16 protein-coding genes are annotated in these 20,387 nt (G+C 36.3%); 7 read left to right on the plus strand and 9 right to left on the minus strand.

The window, feature by feature from the left end; all coding sequences use genetic code 11:
* Positions 1-81 precede the first annotated feature (81 nt).
* From E4N78_RS13720 to E4N78_RS00760, 6 genes are all read right to left on the minus strand, one after another.
* On the minus strand, positions 82-1,854 hold the full coding sequence (locus tag E4N78_RS13720) for a KHG/KDPG aldolase/sugar kinase fusion protein (protein WP_304665934.1): 1,773 nt from the start codon (positions 1,852-1,854) through the stop codon (positions 82-84).
* 186 nt (positions 1,855-2,040) lie between these two features.
* Positions 2,041-2,445 carry a DUF6672 family protein gene (locus E4N78_RS00740; protein WP_255811209.1) on the minus strand — a complete coding sequence of 135 codons (405 nt, stop codon included), beginning with the start codon at positions 2,443-2,445 and terminating at the stop codon, positions 2,041-2,043.
* The gene (locus E4N78_RS00745; protein ID WP_255811210.1) at positions 2,442-3,578 is read right to left on the minus strand and encodes an ABC transporter permease subunit; all 1,137 of its coding nucleotides are present in this window, start codon (positions 3,576-3,578) and stop codon (positions 2,442-2,444) included. The genes E4N78_RS00740 and E4N78_RS00745 overlap by 4 nt, the downstream gene beginning before the upstream one ends.
* 6 nt (positions 3,579-3,584) lie before the next feature.
* Complete coding sequence (locus E4N78_RS00750; protein WP_002673231.1) at positions 3,585-4,625, minus strand: ABC transporter permease subunit; 1,041 nt, start codon at positions 4,623-4,625, stop codon at positions 3,585-3,587.
* A gap of 1 nt (position 4,626) precedes the next feature.
* Positions 4,627-6,207, minus strand: a complete 1,581-nt coding sequence (locus tag E4N78_RS00755) for a sugar ABC transporter ATP-binding protein (protein WP_255811211.1) — start codon at positions 6,205-6,207, stop codon at positions 4,627-4,629.
* A gap of 118 nt (positions 6,208-6,325) precedes the next feature.
* A complete protein-coding gene (locus tag E4N78_RS00760; protein WP_010693715.1) occupies positions 6,326-7,570 on the minus strand; it encodes a DUF3798 domain-containing protein in 1,245 nt (414 codons plus the stop codon).
* A 261-nt stretch (positions 7,571-7,831) separates the two neighbouring features.
* Here E4N78_RS00760 and E4N78_RS00765 point away from each other — a divergent pair, with 261 nt between their 5' ends.
* The 7 genes from E4N78_RS00765 (at position 7,832) to E4N78_RS00795 (ending at position 17,187) form a co-directional block, all read left to right on the plus strand.
* The gene (locus E4N78_RS00765; RefSeq protein WP_255811212.1) at positions 7,832-8,119 is read left to right on the plus strand and encodes a TRL-like family protein; all 288 of its coding nucleotides are present in this window, start codon (positions 7,832-7,834) and stop codon (positions 8,117-8,119) included.
* A 61-nt stretch (positions 8,120-8,180) separates the two neighbouring features.
* On the plus strand, positions 8,181-8,702 hold the full coding sequence (locus tag E4N78_RS00770; RefSeq protein ID WP_255811213.1) for a hypothetical protein: 522 nt from the start codon (positions 8,181-8,183) through the stop codon (positions 8,700-8,702).
* Positions 8,703-8,762: 60 nt separating this feature from the next.
* Entirely contained in the window at positions 8,763-10,640 is a 1,878-nt protein-coding gene (locus E4N78_RS00775) for an adenylate/guanylate cyclase domain-containing protein (RefSeq protein ID WP_255811214.1), read from the plus strand.
* On the plus strand, positions 10,631-12,739 hold the full coding sequence (locus E4N78_RS00780; protein ID WP_255811215.1) for an adenylate/guanylate cyclase domain-containing protein: 2,109 nt from the start codon (positions 10,631-10,633) through the stop codon (positions 12,737-12,739). The genes E4N78_RS00775 and E4N78_RS00780 overlap by 10 nt, the downstream gene beginning before the upstream one ends.
* A gap of 107 nt (positions 12,740-12,846) precedes the next feature.
* On the plus strand, positions 12,847-14,544 hold the full coding sequence (locus E4N78_RS00785; RefSeq protein ID WP_255811216.1) for an FAD-dependent oxidoreductase: 1,698 nt from the start codon (positions 12,847-12,849) through the stop codon (positions 14,542-14,544).
* A gap of 10 nt (positions 14,545-14,554) precedes the next feature.
* Positions 14,555-15,910 carry an APC family permease gene (locus E4N78_RS00790; protein ID WP_255811217.1) on the plus strand — a complete coding sequence of 452 codons (1,356 nt, stop codon included), beginning with the start codon at positions 14,555-14,557 and terminating at the stop codon, positions 15,908-15,910.
* A 20-nt stretch (positions 15,911-15,930) separates the two neighbouring features.
* Positions 15,931-17,187 carry a YeeE/YedE family protein gene (locus tag E4N78_RS00795; RefSeq protein ID WP_255811218.1) on the plus strand — a complete coding sequence of 419 codons (1,257 nt, stop codon included), beginning with the start codon at positions 15,931-15,933 and terminating at the stop codon, positions 17,185-17,187.
* Positions 17,188-17,236: 49 nt separating this feature from the next.
* On the opposite strand, the gene E4N78_RS00800 is transcribed toward E4N78_RS00795, so the two are convergent.
* From E4N78_RS00800 to E4N78_RS00810, 3 genes are read right to left on the minus strand one after another with little or no spacing between them, the layout of a single operon-like run.
* Positions 17,237-18,544 carry a YhjD/YihY/BrkB family envelope integrity protein gene (locus E4N78_RS00800; protein WP_255811219.1) on the minus strand — a complete coding sequence of 436 codons (1,308 nt, stop codon included), beginning with the start codon at positions 18,542-18,544 and terminating at the stop codon, positions 17,237-17,239.
* 11 nt (positions 18,545-18,555) lie between these two features.
* On the minus strand, positions 18,556-19,161 hold the full coding sequence (locus E4N78_RS00805; protein ID WP_255811220.1) for a response regulator: 606 nt from the start codon (positions 19,159-19,161) through the stop codon (positions 18,556-18,558).
* Positions 19,142-20,239, minus strand: a complete 1,098-nt coding sequence (locus E4N78_RS00810; RefSeq protein ID WP_255811221.1) for a sensor histidine kinase — start codon at positions 20,237-20,239, stop codon at positions 19,142-19,144. Before E4N78_RS00810 ends, E4N78_RS00805 begins: the two co-directional genes overlap by 20 nt.
* Positions 20,240-20,387: the final 148 nt, after the last annotated feature.

Below are 20,387 nucleotides of genomic sequence, written 5' to 3' on the forward strand. Positions count from 1 at the left end.
ACGGCCGCTATGCCGAAATGTTTAAAAAATAAAGTGCCCGGTATGGCTGATAAATTAAGATATTGACAGATATAAAATCTCCTATCTTTGCACCCTTCCGGAAGCATCTCCTTCTGCAAGAGTTAAAACTTCATCAAAAGAAACTTGGTTAAAGTCGCCGTTTATGGAGTGTTTTAAGCAAGAGGCGGCTGAAGCAAAGTCGATTTGTTTTTGAGGTTTAAAGCCTTTTAATTCGGCACAGATTAAGGCTGCGGCAAAACTGTCGCCGCCTCCTAGGCGGTCAACAACCTGCATTGTATATTTTTTACTAAAATATGCTTTGCCTTTTGTATAAAGCATGGCCGACCAGTTGTTTTCACTGGCTGATGTGGATTCTCTCAGGGTTATTCCTACTTTTTGAAAACCGAATTTTTTGCATAACTTTGCAGCAACCTCTTTGTAGCCCTTTTCATTCAGTTTGCCCGAACTTACAACCGTGTTTTTTGAGGTTATGCCGAAGACTTGCTCTGCGTCCTCTTCGTTTGAAATACAGATATCGACAAACTCGCAGATACTGCTCATAGTTTCTTTTGCTTCATCAGGAGTCCATAGTTTTTTGCGGTAGTTAAGGTCGCATGAAACGGTAATACCCATTGATCTTGCCGTCTTGCAGGCCTCAAGACAAATTTCGGCAGCATTTTTACTTAAAGCGGGAGTGATCCCTGTAAAATGAAACCATGAGGCTCTTTTAAAAATTTCTTTCCAGTTAAAGTCTTCGGGAGAGGCTTCGGCTATGGCTGAGTTAGCTCTGTCATATATTACCTTGGAGGCACGCTGAGAAGCCCCCTTTTCTAAAAAATAGATACCTACACGCTTCCCTCCACGGACTATGTCTGAAACATCTACCCCGTATCGCCTCAAAGAATTTACAGCTGCTTGGCCTATCTCATGGGCCGGCAGTTTTGTTATGTATGAGGACTGCATTCCGAAGTTAGCTAAAGAAACTGCGACATTTGCCTCTGCTCCGCCGAAAACCAATTCCAGGGCATCGGCTTGAACAAAGCGGTTAAAGCCTGTGGGGGAGAGGCGGAGCATTATTTCGCCCATTGTTATAACTTTGGGTGCTTGATTTGTTTCAATGCTGGCGTTTAAAGAGCTTCCATTTGATGTTGTGGCCTTTGTTTCTGTTGAAGTTTTTGGGTATGAAAATGCAGTTAAAGCACTTGGCTTTTTTTTAGGATTACGGGCTTCTTTTACTATTTGTAATACAATGGAAGACTCTTCTTCTATTTTTTTAAAGTCTTTTGAAGATATAAGCTCTTTTGAAACCATCCAGCTTCCGCCGCAGGCAATGACCTTTGAAAAGGCTGCATATTCCGCAATATTTTGAGCGTTTATTCCTCCGGTCGGCATAAATTTTATATTCGGATAAGGGGCGGAAAGGGCTTTTATAAATTTTAAGCCCCCTGCAGCCTCAGCCGGAAAGAATTTTACTACTTCAAGGCCTAAGCTCATAGCCTGTTCGATTTCTCCTGCGGTGGAAACTCCCGGAATTATCGGATAGCCTGAGTTGATGCAGTGCTCTACAACCTTAGGATTGAGTCCGGGGCTGACAATAAATTTTGCTCCTGCAGCGATAGCTTTGTCGGCTTGTTCCGGAGAGAGAACTGTGCCTGCTCCTACAAGAAAATCCGGAAAGTTTTTTGGAAAAACTTGAATAGCTTTTTCAGCGGCTTCCGTTCTAAATGTGATTTCGGCACAGAGAAGACCGGCAGCAGATAGGGCGTTTCCCAAAGGAAGAGCATCTTTTTCATTGTCTAAAACGATGACAGGTACAATGCCTATTTTTTCTATTTGTTTAAAGATTTTATTCATATAATAAATCCCTCCGGTATGGGTAGAATTTCGCCCCTATTTTAATGAGTATTTTATCATATATTTTTTAGTTTGTCATCAAAAAAGGAAGTAGAAAATTATCAATAACTCATATATAACAAAAACCGCCTCGAAAAACTTAATTGTTTTACAAGGCGGTTGATTTGATCTAAAATATTTAAAGTCCTATTCTTTTGTAGGCTCGGTATATAGATCGAAAGGACTTACTGCCGAAGGTAAATTTTCTACCAAGGCAGGAAGGGACAATAAGACGGTATCTTGAAAAAGAGGTATTCTAAATTCTCCGACAAAGTCATCTCTTCCGTCAGTAAATCTTATAACAACCTTGTGCTTTTGCCCCCTTAAAAGTATTTGATCCCTATCACCCTTAAAAAGCTCCAAAGGTTCTTGCCCGTCAAAGCTGACCTCAATTGAATCAAAGGCCTTAAAGCTGCCGTCATCGGCTTTTTTGTTTTCAAATAAAACTGCGTGAGTTCTACCCATAGTAAACATAAGGATAAGCAGCAAAACATAAAGAATAGGCAAAATAATTCTTATTGCTAAAACCGTTTTTTTCGATTGTATTCTCATTTTTTTTCTCCTTCAGCTTGCAAACGCAATTCGGAACGTTTCTTCTCCGCATTTCTCTGATTTCTTGCAGCATAGAGCACCAATGAAAGAGCTATTGCCGCATAACCGGCAAAATCTCTAAAGTATTCTCCAATCATTGCAGAACCAAGAAGCTGTTGACCCGCCATTGGGGTAACAATGTACAAGAAGTGGAGGAGAACAACGCCTATAAAAACATTCTTTATACTTACCCTGCTGACCGAAGCGCCTCCAACCAAGATAGCGGCGGCGGCAAAAAAGCCCGTCTGGTCGTGGGCATTGTAAGTGCTCATATTTCCCATATTCTGTAAGAAAATAATCTGTCCTATACAGGCCAATACAGTCGAAATTATAATCGAAATAATCCTTGTGTGTTCAACGGCGATACCGGCCGAATTTGAAACCGATTGATTTTGTCCGATTGCCCTCATATCCTGTCCAAGCTTTGTTTTTCTAAACCATACGATAAATAAACAAAGAGCAATAATAATAAGATAGGATAAGACTGGTATACGTAGCCCTGCTATATTGAATGAGAAAGTCGTGTCCAATACCTGTCGTACAGGGGCAAGTTCAAGAGTATTCCGCACGCCGAAACCGCGCGAAAGTTTTATAGCTCTATTGTGCATCGGTATAACCGAACCCATGAGATACAAAACAAAGAACTGATATACACCGTTAAAGAAAAAGCCCAAGATATAACTTGTTACCATTTCCCGGCCTCTTGCTTTGTTTAATATTGAGCCGGCAACCCAGCCGAGCAGTACAGAAATAGGCATTCCTATCAAGGCTGCAAATACCAAACCGTAAATACCGCCGATACCCCAGTCCATTGCAAAGATTAAGCCTATCTGCCCGGCCATAGCACCTAAAACCATACCGAAGTTTATACCCATACCGGCCATAATCGGCAAGATAAGGGAGAACACCAAAAAGGAATTCCTTCCTATTCGGGTTAAAATCTCACCGATAATATGATGGGCCGAAAGTCCCGATACGGGAATAGCCACAAAAGAAATCAATAAGAAAATAAGTGAAACAAGATTATCAGCCAAAAAATCGAGTACCGAAAATTTCTTTAATTTTCTATTTAATTTTTCCGTTATTTTATTCATAATCAATTACCTCGTCTTTTGTGTTTTTCTTGTCAGAGCATATAAAATCATACCGTTTGAAAGCACAATTCGGATAACCTCGGACATATCGGTCTGCAAAATACTGTTTATAACTGAAGGGGTCATCGACAAAATTCCCTGAAACAGAACAGTACCTATAACGACATTTAAAATTGAAGCCTTATTGACCGAAGCTCCGCCTATAAGAATAGCGGCTACTGCAGGAAAGGCCATAAAAAGCGGGGCCTTATAAAGCTGAATAAAACCGAAACTTTGCTGATACAATAAGATTCCTATTCCTCCGCATATCGTCGAAAGGACTATACTTATAGTTCTTGCCCTGTTTATACTTACGCCGCTTGCCCTTGCAAAATCGGGGTTTGAACCGACAGCCGTCAATGCCGTACCTGTTCTCGTTTTCATAAAAAGCTTCATTAAGAACATACATACTGCACAGAACAATATTACACCTGTAGGGAATTTAAAAGAGCCGATTTTAATGGGTAAAAAATCATTTAAAATATTTACCCAATACCCATCAAGAGTTATTGTTGTACGCAAGCCCTGTCCCGAATAAGCCCAAACCATACTCGGATTTGAATAAGGAAGCACTATCCACAAAATAGCCATAAAGGTAACCGATGCAAAGCCGATATACATGGCTATTGTCATTTCTTCCCCTTTAACCTTATTCAATATTTGACTATAACCTAAGCCTATTATTCCTGAAAAAATAATTGTTAGAAACACAGCAGTAAAAAAGCCTGCAATACCAACAAGCCCGAATTGCATTGCTAAAGTAGAACCTAGCAGCCCTCCCAAAACTCCTAATGAAAGACCGAAGTTTAAACCGCATCCTGTTTGAATCATTGGAACCATGGCCAAAACCATCAAGGCATTCATACCGAAACGGTTTGCAACGTCAGAAAGAGAAGCTCCTATGCTTACCTTAACAAAGGGGGCAATTATAAAAAGGCTGAGAAGAAATAATAGAATAATTATTCTAGGTATACCGAAATCCGCAAGTATTTTTTTAAACTTTTCCATACTATTTTACCCCCGCCATATATAAAGCAAATTCTGCCGGTTTTTCTTCCGGCGGCAAAATTCCTGAAATCTCTCCGTGGAAAACGATTGCAACCCTGTCGCATACGGAACGAAGCTCTTCCAGCTCACTTGAAATCATAATAATTGTAGTACCGAGTTCCTTATTTATCTTTCTCAAGGCATCCAAAACAAGAGCCTTTGCACCTACGTCAATACCTCGCGTAGGTTCTGCAACAAAAAGAATCTCAGGCTCAAGGCAAAAAGCCTTAGCCAAACAAATCTTTTGCTGATTTCCGCCCGAAAGCTCCTTTGCCTTTTGATGACTTCCCGTACATCGTATTTGAAGCATATCTATATATTTGTCTGCCAGAGACTTCATCGCTTTTTCATCTCTTATTTTAAGAAGTCCGCCCAAATAACTTTTTAGATATGCTCTTTTAGATTGAATAGCCGTAAAAGCGATATTCCACTCAAGGCTTTCATCAAGAAGAAGACCTACACCTCGTCTGTCTTCAGAAACAAATGCTAATCCGTCCAGTAAGGCCTGCTTAGTATTATTTAACGTGAGCTCTTTTCCTTTAAAGGTTACGGTTCCTCCGGCCGGGAAGATACCCATAATTCCGTTGGGAATACCGACCTTTCCTTGACCTGCAAGGCCGCCTATACCGAAGATTTCGCCTTCGTGAACGGAAAAGTTTACATTTCGGACAATCTCACCGGGCATATCAACCCAAAGATTTTTTACATCAAGTACTACAGGCCCAATATTCTTGTCCTTATCTTTTTTTTCCGTATTGGAAATTTCGCGGCCTACCATACCTGCCGCAATTTCAGGAATTGTTATCTCGCTTGTTTTTTTATCTTGAATCGTTTTTCCATCTCGTAGGATTACGACTCTATCGCATATATCTATAACTTCCTGCAATCTATGCGAAATAAAAATTACGGCTATTCCCTTATCTGCAAGTTTTTTTACTGCCGCTAAAAGAATATCCGCCTCGGATTCGGTTAAAACGGCAGTCGGCTCATCTAAAACCAAAAGTTTTACATTATCTCTGTCTATTTCCCGTGCAATCTCGGTAAATTGCTTATGGCCTACAGGCATTTCCGAAATCAATGTATGTGCATCTATTGAAACGCCAAGCTCGTTTAAAACGGCTTGAGCTCTTTCATTCATTTCTTTTCTTTTTAATAAACTTAATCGGGGGGTAAATAAGTCCGAAAGGATAGAAGGGGTTTGTAACTCCCTGTTCAACATTATATTTTCCGTTGCAGAAAATCCGGGAATCAGTGAAAATTCTTGGTGAACCATTCCGATTCCTGCATCCAAAGCATCAAAAGGAGACTTAAATTTGACTTCTTTTCCCTCAATCAAAATACGTCCGCCATATCCTCCTGTATCATTAATAACAGGCATTCCGAACAAGATGCTCATCAGAGTTGTTTTACCGGCCCCGTTTTCTCCTACCAAACCGATTATTTCTCCTCTTTTTAACGAAAAATTCACACCTTGCAGAACCTGTGTACCGGAAAAATCTTTTGTGATATTTTCCAATGTCAAAAAATCTTTATTGTCATTCATAACAGTTCTGTCCTAAATCAAAAAGTAAGGGGCGAAGCTAATCCGCCCCTATAAAATTACGAGTTAAGGAAAATTAAATAATCCTTTAAAAATAAATTAACCAATAATTCGCCCCAATTTAGTTGGAGAATTTAGTGGTATAATATTTATCCGGAATTTCCTGAGCTGTAGACGGCAGATAACCCTGACCGAAAACGTATGTATCCATAAACATCAAGGCATGATTCTTTGAGCGAACGCCTGTGCTTGCATCAACATATGCAGTACTCTTCCATTTTGCTCCCGGAGTAAACTTATTAAAGGCTTCCGACAAATCCTTCATATTATGTAGTTTTGCTTCTCCGTCAATAACACGGCGGGCATATTCGCCCAAACCTGCAGAAACGGTAAAGCCTAAAGAATATGCCCAAGTACCGAATCTTCCTTTTCCGCCCTTTGCAATAACAGTATCTTCGACTTTCTTTAATATTTTCTGGAAGTCGCCCTGCTCTGCAGATAAGTCGATACCTAAAGCTCCGGGATATCCCATCAATGGTGAGGGCAAGTCTGCTTCAATAAACATACCGCCGTAAGCAAAAAGCTGCTTTAACAAAGGTTCCGTATGAGCATCATTTGTACAGAAGAAACAGGTTTCTTTTCCGTATTTTTCAATCCACTGAGGAACTTTTTCCAAAATGAATTGCTGAGCACCGGCTGTTCCGACATCGCTTGTGGGATCAGGAGCTGTTTCAAAATGGAATTCCATACCCAAATCCTCTTTACAAGCAATTTCAAGAAGCTGTCGGCGTAAGCCTAAGGTCTGATATGACATGTGTCTGGGGAAAGAAATATGAACAAAATGCTTTGCTCCTATTTGTTTTGCAGCCCAAGCGATTGTATATCCTCGAGAAATAAAATCCTGAGATGCAACCATATCGGCGGCGGCATCAATTACAAGCGGATCCTCATGAGCTTCACCAGCAAAACAAAGAATATCGGGTCTCTTTTCTTTTACGCGTTTAAAAGCTTCTGCTGTTCCCGGAATTGACTGATTTGTAACGATAGCCTTCATTTTAGGATCATCCGCAAGAGCTACAATCTGAGAGATTGTTGTTTCCTGCTGAGACATAAAATCATCAGGATAGGTAATATGCTGAATCATTCCTCCGTCTTTTACAGAACCGTAAAGGCGGATAAGCTCTTCAGCTCCGCGCAAGTCATCTTCAGATTGCGATACTGTTCCGGTCATAATTCCAATGTGATATGCCGGACCTTTAGTTTCTGTTTTTGCAGATCCTTTTTCCTCAGTTTCTTTGCTGCATCCTGCAATAAAAGCAAACAATGCTATCAAAAAAACACCGAATACCAAAGTTCTCTTTTTCATAAATGAACCTCCATTTTTTAAGAAAACTATAAAAGTTTAAAAACTTTGCAGTTTTGTGCATCACCTGCTTAATTAAGAAATATCTTAACGGCAAAATAGACACTTTTTAACTGCCGATTAAAATTGTAGCACACATGTATTTAGCCGTCAAGTTTTTTATAATTTTTCTCTAAAAATTTTCTAAAAAATACAGGTGTTAGATTGACATAAATATAAAAAAATGATAGCCTTATTTAAAGATAACAATATAAGGAGTGACAAATGAAAAAAATTGCTTTAGTTTTGTTTGTTGTACTTGCTGCTATTTTAATTGCATCATGTTCAACAGTAATGCCCGTTGCAGGTGCGACAGGCTCTGTAGGGAAAAAAACAGGTGAGGCTTCTCAAGCCTTTGTTTTTATGCTTCCATTAAAAGGTGAGGGCGGTGTTGCTCAGGCTGCTAAAAATGGCGGTATCACAAAGGTAGGAACGGTTGATGTTAGAGTAAACTGGCCTGCAAGCCCTATTATTCCCTATTTTGTAGTAACGACTGTTGTTACGGGAGAATAAGCTATTATAGCTTTAACGGCCTCATTATTTTGATAGTGAGGCCTTTTTTTAGATTGATTGTATGAAAAAATATCTTTTTATTTTAATACCTTTTTTATTCTTATTTTCTTCATGTGTAACCGCTTCATCGGGAAAGGATAAGGTTATCACTGCTTATATGGACTCCGGTACAATAAAGTATTATATCCGGCCGGGGAAAATGGTATTACAAAACGAAAAGGATACTTCAAGCCATATAATGGCTGATTTTACCTATCAAATGAGGCAAAGAGAATATGTTTCGGATGCCTTTTTTAATTTTACCTTATATAATAAAGCCGATGCTTTTATTTTAAAGGCCTATTTTATTTTAGACTCTAAAGAAATTGTAGAACTTTTTGACCTTAATACTCTTGATAGAAATCTTTCTTTAGGATATTTACGCGTTTCTACAACTATAAAAAAAGAAAAAGTTAAAGATGTCTTGCATGGGCTTCATAAGGAAAAGACTGTATTAAAGGTAGAGCTTGATAATAATACCGAAATGGAATTCGCAGTCTCAAAAGATTTAATAAGCCGTATCGAAGAAGCTTTTTATAAATAATCCCCCTATTGACAATCTCCGGTATTAGAGTATCATCTATAAAACTTGTGGAGTAAGTGTGTGAAAAAGTTTCTTCTGATTTTTATTTGTATCTTATTTTTAATTTCATGTACGAAATCTACCGGTCCTGCATCAAAACCTGTTGTAAAGGGTGTTTTTGATGCAGAAAATATTACTGTAGGGGATATACAGGTTCTTGAAGGAGATTGGATTTTTATTCCAAATAAATTTGTAAATCCTTCAGAAGATTTTTCTGAATACAGCCGTTTTGAGGATATAAACAAGTCTTGGCATAAGTATGCAGATAATCTTTCCGTCTATGGTTACGGCACTTATGCTTTGAAAATAAAAAATCTTTCTTCAAGCGGTGTATATGCAATAAAAACAGGAACTGTTTCTTCAGCCTTTATTGCATATCTTGACGGCAAGGAAATTCATAGAAGCGGTGTTGTTGGTTATTCCCCCAAATCTGAAACCTTTAATTGGGATGCACCCTTTATTCCTCTTCCTACTTTAGGAAAGGAAGAAGTAATATTAGTATTCCATGTTTCCAATTTTAACGATAATAAGGCAGGATTTTTAAAACCTATAGAGTTCGGTTTTTTTTCTACTCTTTTAGATAAAAAAAATGCGAGTATTTTAACTTTAACCATATTGGCCGGTATTCTTTTGCTGGCAGCTTCTTTTTTTACCGCTTTGTTTATTTTTTATCCTAAAGAAAAACATTCTCTTTATTTTGGTTTATTGTCGGCAAATTTTTGTTTAAGGATATGCTGTTACGACGAATTTTTACTTACTACAATAATACCTAGTATTAACGGGGAGATTCTTTTTAGAATAGGTTATATGACTCTTTCTCTTGGTCTTGTTTTTGCTTCATTATTTATACATAACTTGTTTAGTAAAATGAAAAGCAAATATTGGATTATAATGTTCGTTCCCGCAATATTATATATTATGATAAATATTTTTGCTCCTATGAGAGTTTCAGCAGCTCTGCTGCAGCCTGCTCAAATCTATGTTTTATTGTTTGCCGTGTATAATATAATAATTGTTGTTAAAGCCGCTTTACGAAAAGATGCGTCAGCTATCCTTTTTTTGACAGGTTTTTCCATTTTCTTAATCTTAAGTATAAGAGATATTTTAATTTCAAATAGAGTTATTCAAGGCTTTTTTGTGTCACATGTAGGCGTTTTAGTTTTATTGATTCCTATGGCCATTGTTATTTTGCGTACTTTTAGAGATAGTGCCAATAAGGTTATAAGAATTACGGAGCAGATAGAGGCTACAAATAAGGCTCTGGCAAAATTCGTTCCTAATGAATTTATGAACTTTTTAAGCAAAAAACATGTAGATATTAAGCTTGGTGATAATATTTTAAAAGATATGTATATAGCTTTTATTCATTTAAGCGTTTATACGGGATTGCAAACGGAAAAAGAGAGGTTGAGTTTACTTCATGTTTATAATGATACTTTATCAAGAATTAATCCCATTATTCAATCTCATAAAGGATTTGTTGATAAATATTTACCTGAAGGTTTAATGGTTCTTTTTTACGGATCGGCAGATGAAGTCATAAAATGTATGCTTGAAATTAAGGATATTATTCATGTTGAAAATATGGATAGACAAATAAACCGGCTTCCTAAAATAAATCTTGCTGTAGGAATCCATTATGGAAGGCTTATGCTTGGTACTATAGGAGAAGAGCAAAGAATGGACAGTACTGTTATATCCGATGCTGTCAATGTTGCCTCCCGTCTCCATTTTTATGCTTTAAAAAAAGAAGCCGATATTTTTATAAGTGAGGCCGTGAAAAAAAATGCATCTGATTTATTAACCGATGAAGTTGTATTTAAATATAACGGTTTGGTAAGATTTAGAGGAAAGGATGAGCCGCTTAAAATATATGAGGTAAAAAGAGTATGCCGATAGGAAAAAAAAGATTGTTTTTGGGGTCTATACCTTTTTTGGTTTTATTTGCGCTTCCGTATTTAACTAATTTGTTTACCTCTGCTTATGAACAAAAAATTATAGATTTGGAGGTAAAAAAAGGTAAGGTTAATATTCCGTCTCAGCCTTTATCAGAAAAAATTCTTTTTTCTTTAAGCGGAGATTTCCATTATACCCCTAATCAATTTTACTCTTTGAAAAGCGGTTCTACAGAATCGTATTCTAAGGTTCCAGGTAAATTTTCCAGTAAGGAACTTGGCAATGCTTATGGGTATGGTTCTTATGGATTAGAACTTTCAGGTTTAGATCCTGCTGTAATTTATGCAATTCAAGTTCCGCATATTTTTGCAAGCTGCGGTATAGTGATAAATGGAATTGATGTTGACAGTCAGGGTCAGCCGGGTATAAATCGTGAAACTGAAACTCCCGGAGCTCGGTCTTCTCAAATAGCTTTTAGACCCTTAAAAGACGGAACGTCCAATATAATTATTAATGTTTCTAATTTTTTTAATAATAAGGGCTATATTTCCGGACCGATTATTTTAGGTGAAGCTTCTCAAATCGGAGAAATGTTTAGAGCCGATCTGATTTTTTACGGTATTATATTTGCGATAACTTTTTCGGTTGCTCTGTTTTTCTTTATTCTTTCTTTTTTTCATAAACAGGCATCCTTTGTTATTTGGTTTGCCTTGACAGCCATGGTATTGGCTTTGCGGGGAATTTTCTTTTATCCCCATATTTTTATTATTTTGTTTCCTAGTACCCCATGGTTATTTAATTTTATTATGAGGTATGTTTCCTTTCCTCTGCCGATTATTTTGTTTACCGTTTTTTTAAGCAAAGCTTTAAAATTTAAGTATAAAATTCCTTACATAATTATATTATCGGTATCTATTTTATATGCAATATCTACTATTGTGCTTCCGCCTGAAATGTCGGTATCTTTGTTAATTTACTATCAAGTCTTCGCAGGATTTTGTGTAGCCCATATTATTTTTATTGCAATTATCGGTTTGAAGAAGAAGAAAGAATTTGCCGTTTGGATATTTACAGCAACCTCCGTATTATTTTTATTCGGTGTTTACGATTTAATGGTTGCCCTAGGTATTATACCGGGAGAATTTTTTATTCAAATAGGAACGGTTTTTGCCGTTATTATTTTGTCCATAAAAGTGTTGGATGATTATGTCGATTCAATAAAAAGAATAGAAGATTTGAGTGTTGAAATGAAACTTATAAATAAGTCTCTTATTCGTTTTGTGCCTGATCAAATTGTAGAGTTCTTAAATAAAAGATCAATAATAGATGTTAAGTTAGGAGATAATGTAGAGCTTACAATGCCTATTCTTTCTATAGATATACGCTCATTTACTCGTACTTCAGAAAAGTTGGAACCGAATCAGGTTTTTGAATTATTAAATGAGTATTTTGCATTGGTTGCTCCGGTTGTAAGGGAGTATAACGGAGTGATAACCAAGTATTTGGGTGACGGTTTTTTTGCTTTATTTCCTGACGGGGCCGATTCGGCTCTTTCTTGTGCAGTAGCTATACAAAAGGCTCTTGCCCAGAATAGTATTGCAGCTCCTAATTCTTCCCCCTTAAGAATAGGTATAGGTATTGATATGGGTGATATTCTTTTAGGTACTATAGGCAATTCAATGCGTATGGATAGTATTATTATTTCTAATTCTTATCATATTGCGGAAGTTTTACAAGAATCAACAAAAAGGTATTGTTCATGTATTATGATATCCGATAAAATATATGAATCACTGAAAAATATTTCTGGACATTATATTAGACCTATACAGAAGATTAAAAATACGTTAGATAAAAATGTTTTTTTATATGAAGTATATGATGGTGATGATGATTTTGTTAAGAATTTAAAATATAAAACACAAGAATATATGAAGAAAGCTTTAAATTCATTATCAACGGAAGGAATTGAAGCTGCAACTAAATATTTTGATAAGATTTTAGAAATATATCCAAATGATTGTGTTGCCTTATATTATAAAAAAGTATTTGCAAAAATCAACAACCCCGACGCAGAGCATCGGGGTATGTTGTTCTCATAAGGTGGTTGCAGTCGGTTTTAATACCCTTTGTTACGACGCAGAGCGTCGGGGTATTAAAACCTCCGCACGAATAAATGCATGATAAATTTTATTTTAAGGAGTAGTTTATGGCAAAGAAAGTTGTAATTGTAGGAGGCGTAGCAGGCGGGGCATCCGTTGCTGCAAGAGTTAGACGCTTGGATGAAAATGCTGAAGTCATTATGTTTGAAAAAGGTCCCAATGTATCCTTTTCAAACTGTGCTTTACCCTTTTTTTTGAGCAGGATTGTTCCCGAAAGCGAGAATCTTGTTTTGATGAGTCCCGAACAGTTCAAAAAGCAATATAATATTATTGCAAAGACCTCTCATGAGGTATTGGCTGTCGATTCATCAAAAAAAATCGTTAAGGTAAAAGACTTAAATACAGGTAAGGAATTTGAAGAGACTTATGATGTTTTAGTTCTTTCTCCGGGGGCAGCACCTGTGGTTCCGCGTTCTATAGCGGGATATGATAAGCCTCATGTCTTTACTGTAAGGAATGTTGTAGATATCAAAAAACTTGATGATTATGTTAAAGCCAATGATGTAAAAGATATTGCGGTTATAGGTGCAGGTTTTATCGGTATTGAGGTTGCCGAAAACTTTAAGCTTGCAGGTAAAAATGTTTCTCTCGTAGAAAAACTTCCGCAGGTAATGGCTCCGTTCGATTATGATATGGCCCAGATTCTTCATAAAGAGTTGCACGATAAGGGCGTAAACTTAGTTTTGGGCGACGGTATAAAAGAAATAGGAGACGGTTTTATTATCCTTGAAAGCGGCAAAAAGATTGATGCCGGAGCTGTTGTTCTATCATTGGGTGTCCGTCCTGAAGTTGCTTTAGCTCAAGGTGCAGGCATAAAACTTGGAGATACGGGAGCTATTTTAGTAGATCATAATTACCGTACCAGTGTAGATGACATTTATGCTGTAGGAGATGCTATTGAAGTAAGTCATTTTATAACGCGCAAAAAGACAAGACTTACTCTTGCAGGCCCTGCACAAAGACAGGCTAGAGCAGCAGCAGATGATATGTACGGCATTCCTCATCGAAACACGGGAGTCATCGGCTCTTCAGTTATCCAATGTTTTGATTATAATGCCGCATGTACGGGTCTCAATGAAAGAGAGTGTCAGGCACAGGGAATTAATTATGACTTTGTCTATGTTATTCCGGGAGATAAGGTAGGTCTTATGCCGGATGCACATCCTCTTTTCTTTAAGCTGATTTTTGCCAAGCCTTCCGGCAAGATTTTAGGAGCTCAAGCAATAGGAAAAGGAAATGTCGATAAGCGTATAGATGTTATAGCTTCATTTATTATGTTGGGCGGAACTTTGGAAGACTTAAAAGAGTTGGAGCTTTGTTATTCCCCTATGTTCGGGACTGCAAAGGATATTGTTAACCATGCAGCTCTTGTAGGCTTAAATATTTTAAACGGAGTGTATAAGCAGGTTCCTGTTACAATGGTAAGAGAGCTTGTCGAATCAAATGCTTTTATTGTTGACGTCCGCGAGCCCAAGGAATTTGAAGCAGGTCATCTTTTAAATGCCGTAAATATTCCTTTGAGCCAATTACGTGAAAGAATGAATGAGATTCCGAAAGATAAACCGGTATATGTACATTGCCGCTCAAGCCAGAGAAGCTACAATGCTCTTTGTGCTTTAAAAGGTAAGGGATATAAGAACATAGTAAATATTATGGGTTCATTTTTAGGTATAAGTGTTTATGAATACTTTAATGACCTTACTCAAAAGCGAAAGCCGATAGTTACTAAATATAATTTTAGATAGGAAAAAGCTTTTGAAAGATAAAAAAATACCGGCAAAGGTAAAGGGACTGTCAAAATTCGATGTTTTAAATCTTGTAATAGGTTCAATTATCGGATGGGGTTCTTTTATTTTGCCGGGAACTCTTTTCTTACCTAATTCGGGGGTTATAAATACCGTCCTTGGTCTTTGTATAGGTGGCCTTTTTGTTATAGTAATACAAAAGGCTTATCAGGTTATGCTTAGCAATCATGTAGGCGAGGGCGGTGAATTTTCCTATACCTTGACAAATATGGGAAAGGTACACGGTTTTGTTGTAGGCTGGTCATTGAGTCTTTGTTATTTGAGCATGATACCTTTAAATGCAACAGCTTATGTTCTTATATTGCGTAAGATTTTCGGTAAAGCGATGCTATTGGGCTATATGTATGATTTCGGCCAAACAAGTGTCTATCTTGCCGATATTCTTATAGCCTCAGCTCCGATTATAGTTTTCACTATAATCAATTTAAGAGGGCTTTCTTTAAGTGCAAAGATACAAAACATCATGAGCTCTGCGCTTGTGCTTATCGTTATAGTTTTATTTTTTATAATTTTGGGAAAAAGCGATTTGAAAGTCTTTTCCGATAATTATTTGGGCTATAATAAAATATCTTTGGCAAAAACCGCATCGATAATAGCTATAATTCCTTTTTTGTTTGTGGGCTTTGATGTAGTTCCGCAAGTGTCCTGCGATTTGGGGTTTGCTCCGTCTAAGACACATTTGCCTACGATTATTTCCATAATTTTTGGCATCTTGCTATACAGCCTTTTAAACATGATAGGAGCTTTGAGCTATGGCCCTGAAGAAGCTGCTAAGGTTGAGTGGGCTGTTGCCTCATCAGTAACAAGCAAGACCGGCTCTATAGGCTTTTTCCTTTTACTTATTGCAATTTTTTCGGCTGTTACCGGAGGTATAAACGGCTTTATGATAAGCAGCAGCAAATTGCTTGGTGCTTTGTCTAATGAAAAGCTTTCTCCGGCTTTTTTGGGTAAAAAGAACGATAAGAATTTATACCCGAATGCAATTTTGTTTATTGCGGGCGTAAGTTTAATAGGGCCATGGATAGGACGAGAAGTAATTATTTTGATTGTGGATATGGCCTCCGTATTGGCTGCATTGGCTTATACCTATGTGGGTATAATAGGGATTAGAAAAGGTAAAAATTTATTTGAAAAAACGATGTGTGCTTTTTCGGGTCTTATAGGTTTGATATTTATAGGCCTTCTTTTAATTCCGGGTTCACCGGCACAGTTGACAAAGGGCTCAATGTTTTTTTTGATAGCTTGGACGCTGCTGGGTTTTCTATTTTATAGATTCGGTACCCGCCGAAAAGAAAAAAGTACATAATAGTTTATAAGGAGTTTTGTATGAAAAAAATCGAAAACATTATCGGTTTTGCAGTGCTGATTTTAAGCATTGTTTTGGGTTCCGCTTTATTAAAGACGGATATGTTATTTTTTAGATGGGTTATAGGAATAGCCTTAGGCTATGTTTTAACCCGTTCATTGTTTGGCTTTGCAGGAAGTGTAAACAGAGCATATCGAACAGGCTCCACCAAACTTATGAGAGCTTTGATGTTGATGTTCGTAATTTCTGCAATTCTTACTTCTGCCTTTCTTATTTTTGGAGACGTTAAAAACTATGACCTTTGGATTAATCCTATCAACTTAGGCCTAATCTTAGGAGGCCTCCTATTCGGTTTCGGTATGAGTTATTCCTCTTGCTGTGCAACAGGAACTCTTACGGACTTGGTTACGGGTTTACCGCGAGCTCTTATTACTCTTTTATTTTTTGGAATAGGTGTTTTTGTAGGTCTTCCCATTCAGGCCAAACAGTCATGGATCAAAGATTCATTATTTAAAAGCGGAACAGGCAGTGGTGTCTTTATACCCGATTGGTTCGCTTCAAATGGAAAGGACGGATATCTAGGTGCAATCATTGTAACAGCTTTATTTGCAGGCATTGTTGTTGTAATTTCATATATGTATGAAAGTAAAAGGAAAAAGCAAAACAAATATTCAGGTGTAGGCTCCGAAAAAGATCAGGATGCAGTAAAAGAACTTGATACACATAACTATAAATTTTTTAGTGAAACAACTTACAAAAAACCTTTTGTTGAACCTTGGTCTTTAACTATGGGGGCTGTTTTACTTTCTGTTTTGTTTACTCTTTTGATGGGTGTTACAAAGGAAGGTTGGGGTGCCTCTACTCCTTTTGGCTTTTGGTTCGGAAGACTGTTAAAGTTTTTCGGTATGAGTGTTGATTCCATTGTTGCTTTTACCGGAGGTAAACCGAAGCCTTATACAATGCCTTTCTTTGAGCATCCGGTTTTTGTTCAGAACATAGGTATTGTGGCCGGTACTGCGATATGTCTTCTTCTTGCAGGAAGCTTTACAAAAAGCTTTACATCGGAGTTAAAAATTAGGGTAAAAGATATTATTGTTTTTGCAATCGGCGGTTTTGCGATGGGCTTTGGAACAAGGCTCTCAAACGGATGCAATGTCGGTGCCTTGTATACCCCAATTGCAAACTTTTCACTTTCAGGATGGATATTTTTAATTTGTCTTGTCGGCGGAGGTTTTTTAGGAAACTATACCTTAAAGCTGATTAATAAAAAGAAATAAGTTTAAAAAGAACCTCGAAGAGCAGTGCTTCTTCGAGGTTCTTTAAATTTCAGTTTTGGTCTATTAAAGATTCGGCTAAAATTTTTAAGGCCTGCCTTGAAACATTTCCATCGATTGAAATCGCTTCTAAAAAAAGATTTTCAGGAACAACGGCTAAAAGACAGTCTGTTACCGCAATAGCCGTGCCCGTTCTTTTTCCATTTAAAAGACAGGCGAATTCTCCAAACAGGTCTCCCTTTTCCAAATCTAAAATTTTATTTAATGTTGTAACCCTTACTGAGCCTTCTATTATGTAGTAAATATCGCTTGATATATCTTCGTAGTTAAATATTACCTCGCCGGCTTTTACTTCAATAGCTTTTTTTCTATATTCCTTGGGAGGTTCTATAAAAAGATGTCTTAAAAGCTGATTAAAAAAACCGGGGGCATCTTCTTTTGGGAGCCTGTAAAGCTGTGAAATTATAAAGCTGTTAAAAAATTGATTTACATACATAAACTGTGCAAAAAACACAAAGAAAAAAAAGAAAAACCAGACTTGAATTAAAATGAGTATTACATTTGTAAAAAGGCCGTATACAAATGTAAATTTAACCGTAGACCTAAAAAAAATTAAAAATATCTTTATAAAATAATAAGACAGGGTACAAGCTGCGGATGAAAGCAAGGCTGTCTTAAAAGAAGGTTTTATAGGCGGCATAAAATAATATATTAAACAGACAAATAGCTGCATAAAAATAACGGGAATAAATCTAAATAGATTCCTTAAAAGACTAAACAAATTCGCTGAAAAAACCGGTTGAGCAAAATCGCTTCTAAATACCGCAGAGCCCGTTATTAAAAATATAAATAGAAAAACAAGCAGAATGACAACAATTATTTCGCCTAGAATAACTATAAGACTGGTCTTTAAAGGGGTTATTTTTATTTTCTTACGGTATACTTTTCTGATTGAATGCTGAATGGTGGCAAAAAAACGTCTGGCCATCCATAAAACAAAAATTAGAACAATAAATTCAAAAAAAGAAAAGCTATTTATATTCAGTAAAAAATTAAAAAACCTGTCAATATTAACCGTGTTTTGAAAAATTGAAAGCGCTCTTATAGCTTCTTTTATTTGCTGAGGACTTTGTTTTAAGACACGGAGCAAAATAGTTAATGTTAAAATAAAAATAGGGAGAGCCGACATTAAAAAATTATATGCCCCTGCGGCCGCAGTAGTTAAAAGGTCATTATTTACAAAACTTACAATCGTGATATATATTTTTTGGTTAAAGTCATAGAGGCCTTTTTTTTGTTCTTGAATAACTCTTGCATACCAAGCTAAAAATTTTTGACTATTGCTTTTTTCCTTTTTCAATCAAGATCCTCCTATCTTGTATAATAATATACAACTAATTGTGTTCTATCTCTTAAATTCAGTTTTTCGAGTATGGAAGAAACATAATTTCGGACAGTTCCTTCGCTTAAACTAAGGCGGTTTGCTATTTCTTTATTATTAAGCCCGTCAGCAACCAACTCTAAAACATCCGTTTCTCTATCATTTAAGTCGTCTGAAAATTGAGAGCGGGCCGGTTTTGTTTGAGGAATTTTTGATATTATCTCCGAATCGAATACGATGCTCCCTGCTCCCACAGCATTTAATGCAGGCACTAGAGAATCTATATTTTGTTTTAATATATAACCCTTACATCCGAAGTTAATGGCTTTTGTAATATATTCTTCATCGTTAAAGGTTGTAAGCAATAATATTTTTGCATCCTTATGTTCTGCTAGAATTTTTTCGCTTGCTTCTATTCCGGTCATATTTTCCATTCTGATATCCATTAAAAGAATATCCGGTTTATATTCATTAAAGAGGGTAATAGCTTCGCTTCCGTTTGAGCCGGTTGCAATAATATCGAATCCATTGGCCGCTAATATTGTTTTTAAAGAGGAAACTACAAGACAATCATCATCAACTATTATGAGCCGCATTTTGTTCATCCTTTATTTTTGGAAATATGATATGTGTTTTAAATCCGTTTTCGGAATAAAATTTAATTATACCTCTATGTTTTTCTACAAGGTCGGCTATAACCTTTAAACCTATTCCATAATTTAGATTTTTGATTTGTTTCCCTGAAAAGCCTCGCCCATTATCTTTTATTATAAGAGAGTAAAAGCCGGTATGTTCCAGTAGGCTTAAATTCAATTCGCTTGCTCCGCTGTGTTTGATGGTATTTGAAAGGCTTTCTTTTACTATTGAAAAAATATCGTATTTTAGCTCATAGGGTATAGAGTCTACCTTATATGTTAATTGTATTTTAATTTTTTTTGTGCTTTCAACAAGTTCTTCTAAGCCTGTTTGTAAATTAAAAGAATCGTTGTGCATATTATGAAGACATTCTCTTATTTCGGTCATACCGTTTTCTAAAGAATTTTGTAAAATATTTAAGCTGTCTTTTACTTCTTGTTGGTTTGAAATATATTTTAGTGCATTCACCTGTAAAATACCGGCACTAAGTGTATGCCCTATGGAGTTATGAAGACTTCCTGAAATTCTGTTCCGTTCGGCTAGGATTAAAACTTCAGCGTTTTTTAAAACCTCGTTTTCTAAAATTCTTTCTCTTTTTTCCGAATTAATTTTGTTTTCGGCAAGTTTGTCTTTTAGTCCGGTTACTTCCAATGTTTTAAGTAAATAGTTTTCTTTAACACCCGAATAAAAGAATATAATCAAAGTAAATAGGAAAAAAATAAGATCGAAATTAAAAAATACACACAACAAAGGAAGAAATTTAAAAATAAGGGACAAGTTCTTTTGATTTTCTTCGGCTTCTAAATTCATAGCGATAAAAACGGGAGAAAAAAATGCAAGATTTTTATTGAATGCTGCTATAAATATGACAAAGATGATAAAGATAAAAGGCTTTATTTTACTGTGTATCATACCGCTCCAAAGCCCCATAGAAAAAAATATCATAAAGCAGGGAATAACTATAAACGATCCGGTTTTAAGAAGTACAAAAAGAGAAGAAAAAAGAACTATCAAAAAATTTTCTAAAAATAAAAGCATATAATTACAGGCATCTCTCTATTAAAATATCTACCGTTAATTAAGTATAAAGGAAAAGGTTAAAAAAATCAATTAAAATACCGGACCTTTGACTTCAAAAAAATAGGTTCACTAAAAATTATCTGTTAAAGCTTATTTTTTTTAAGCC

This window comes from Treponema denticola, from assembly GCF_024400535.1.
Lineage (GTDB): Bacteria > Spirochaetota > Spirochaetia > Treponematales > Treponemataceae > Treponema_B > Treponema_B denticola_C.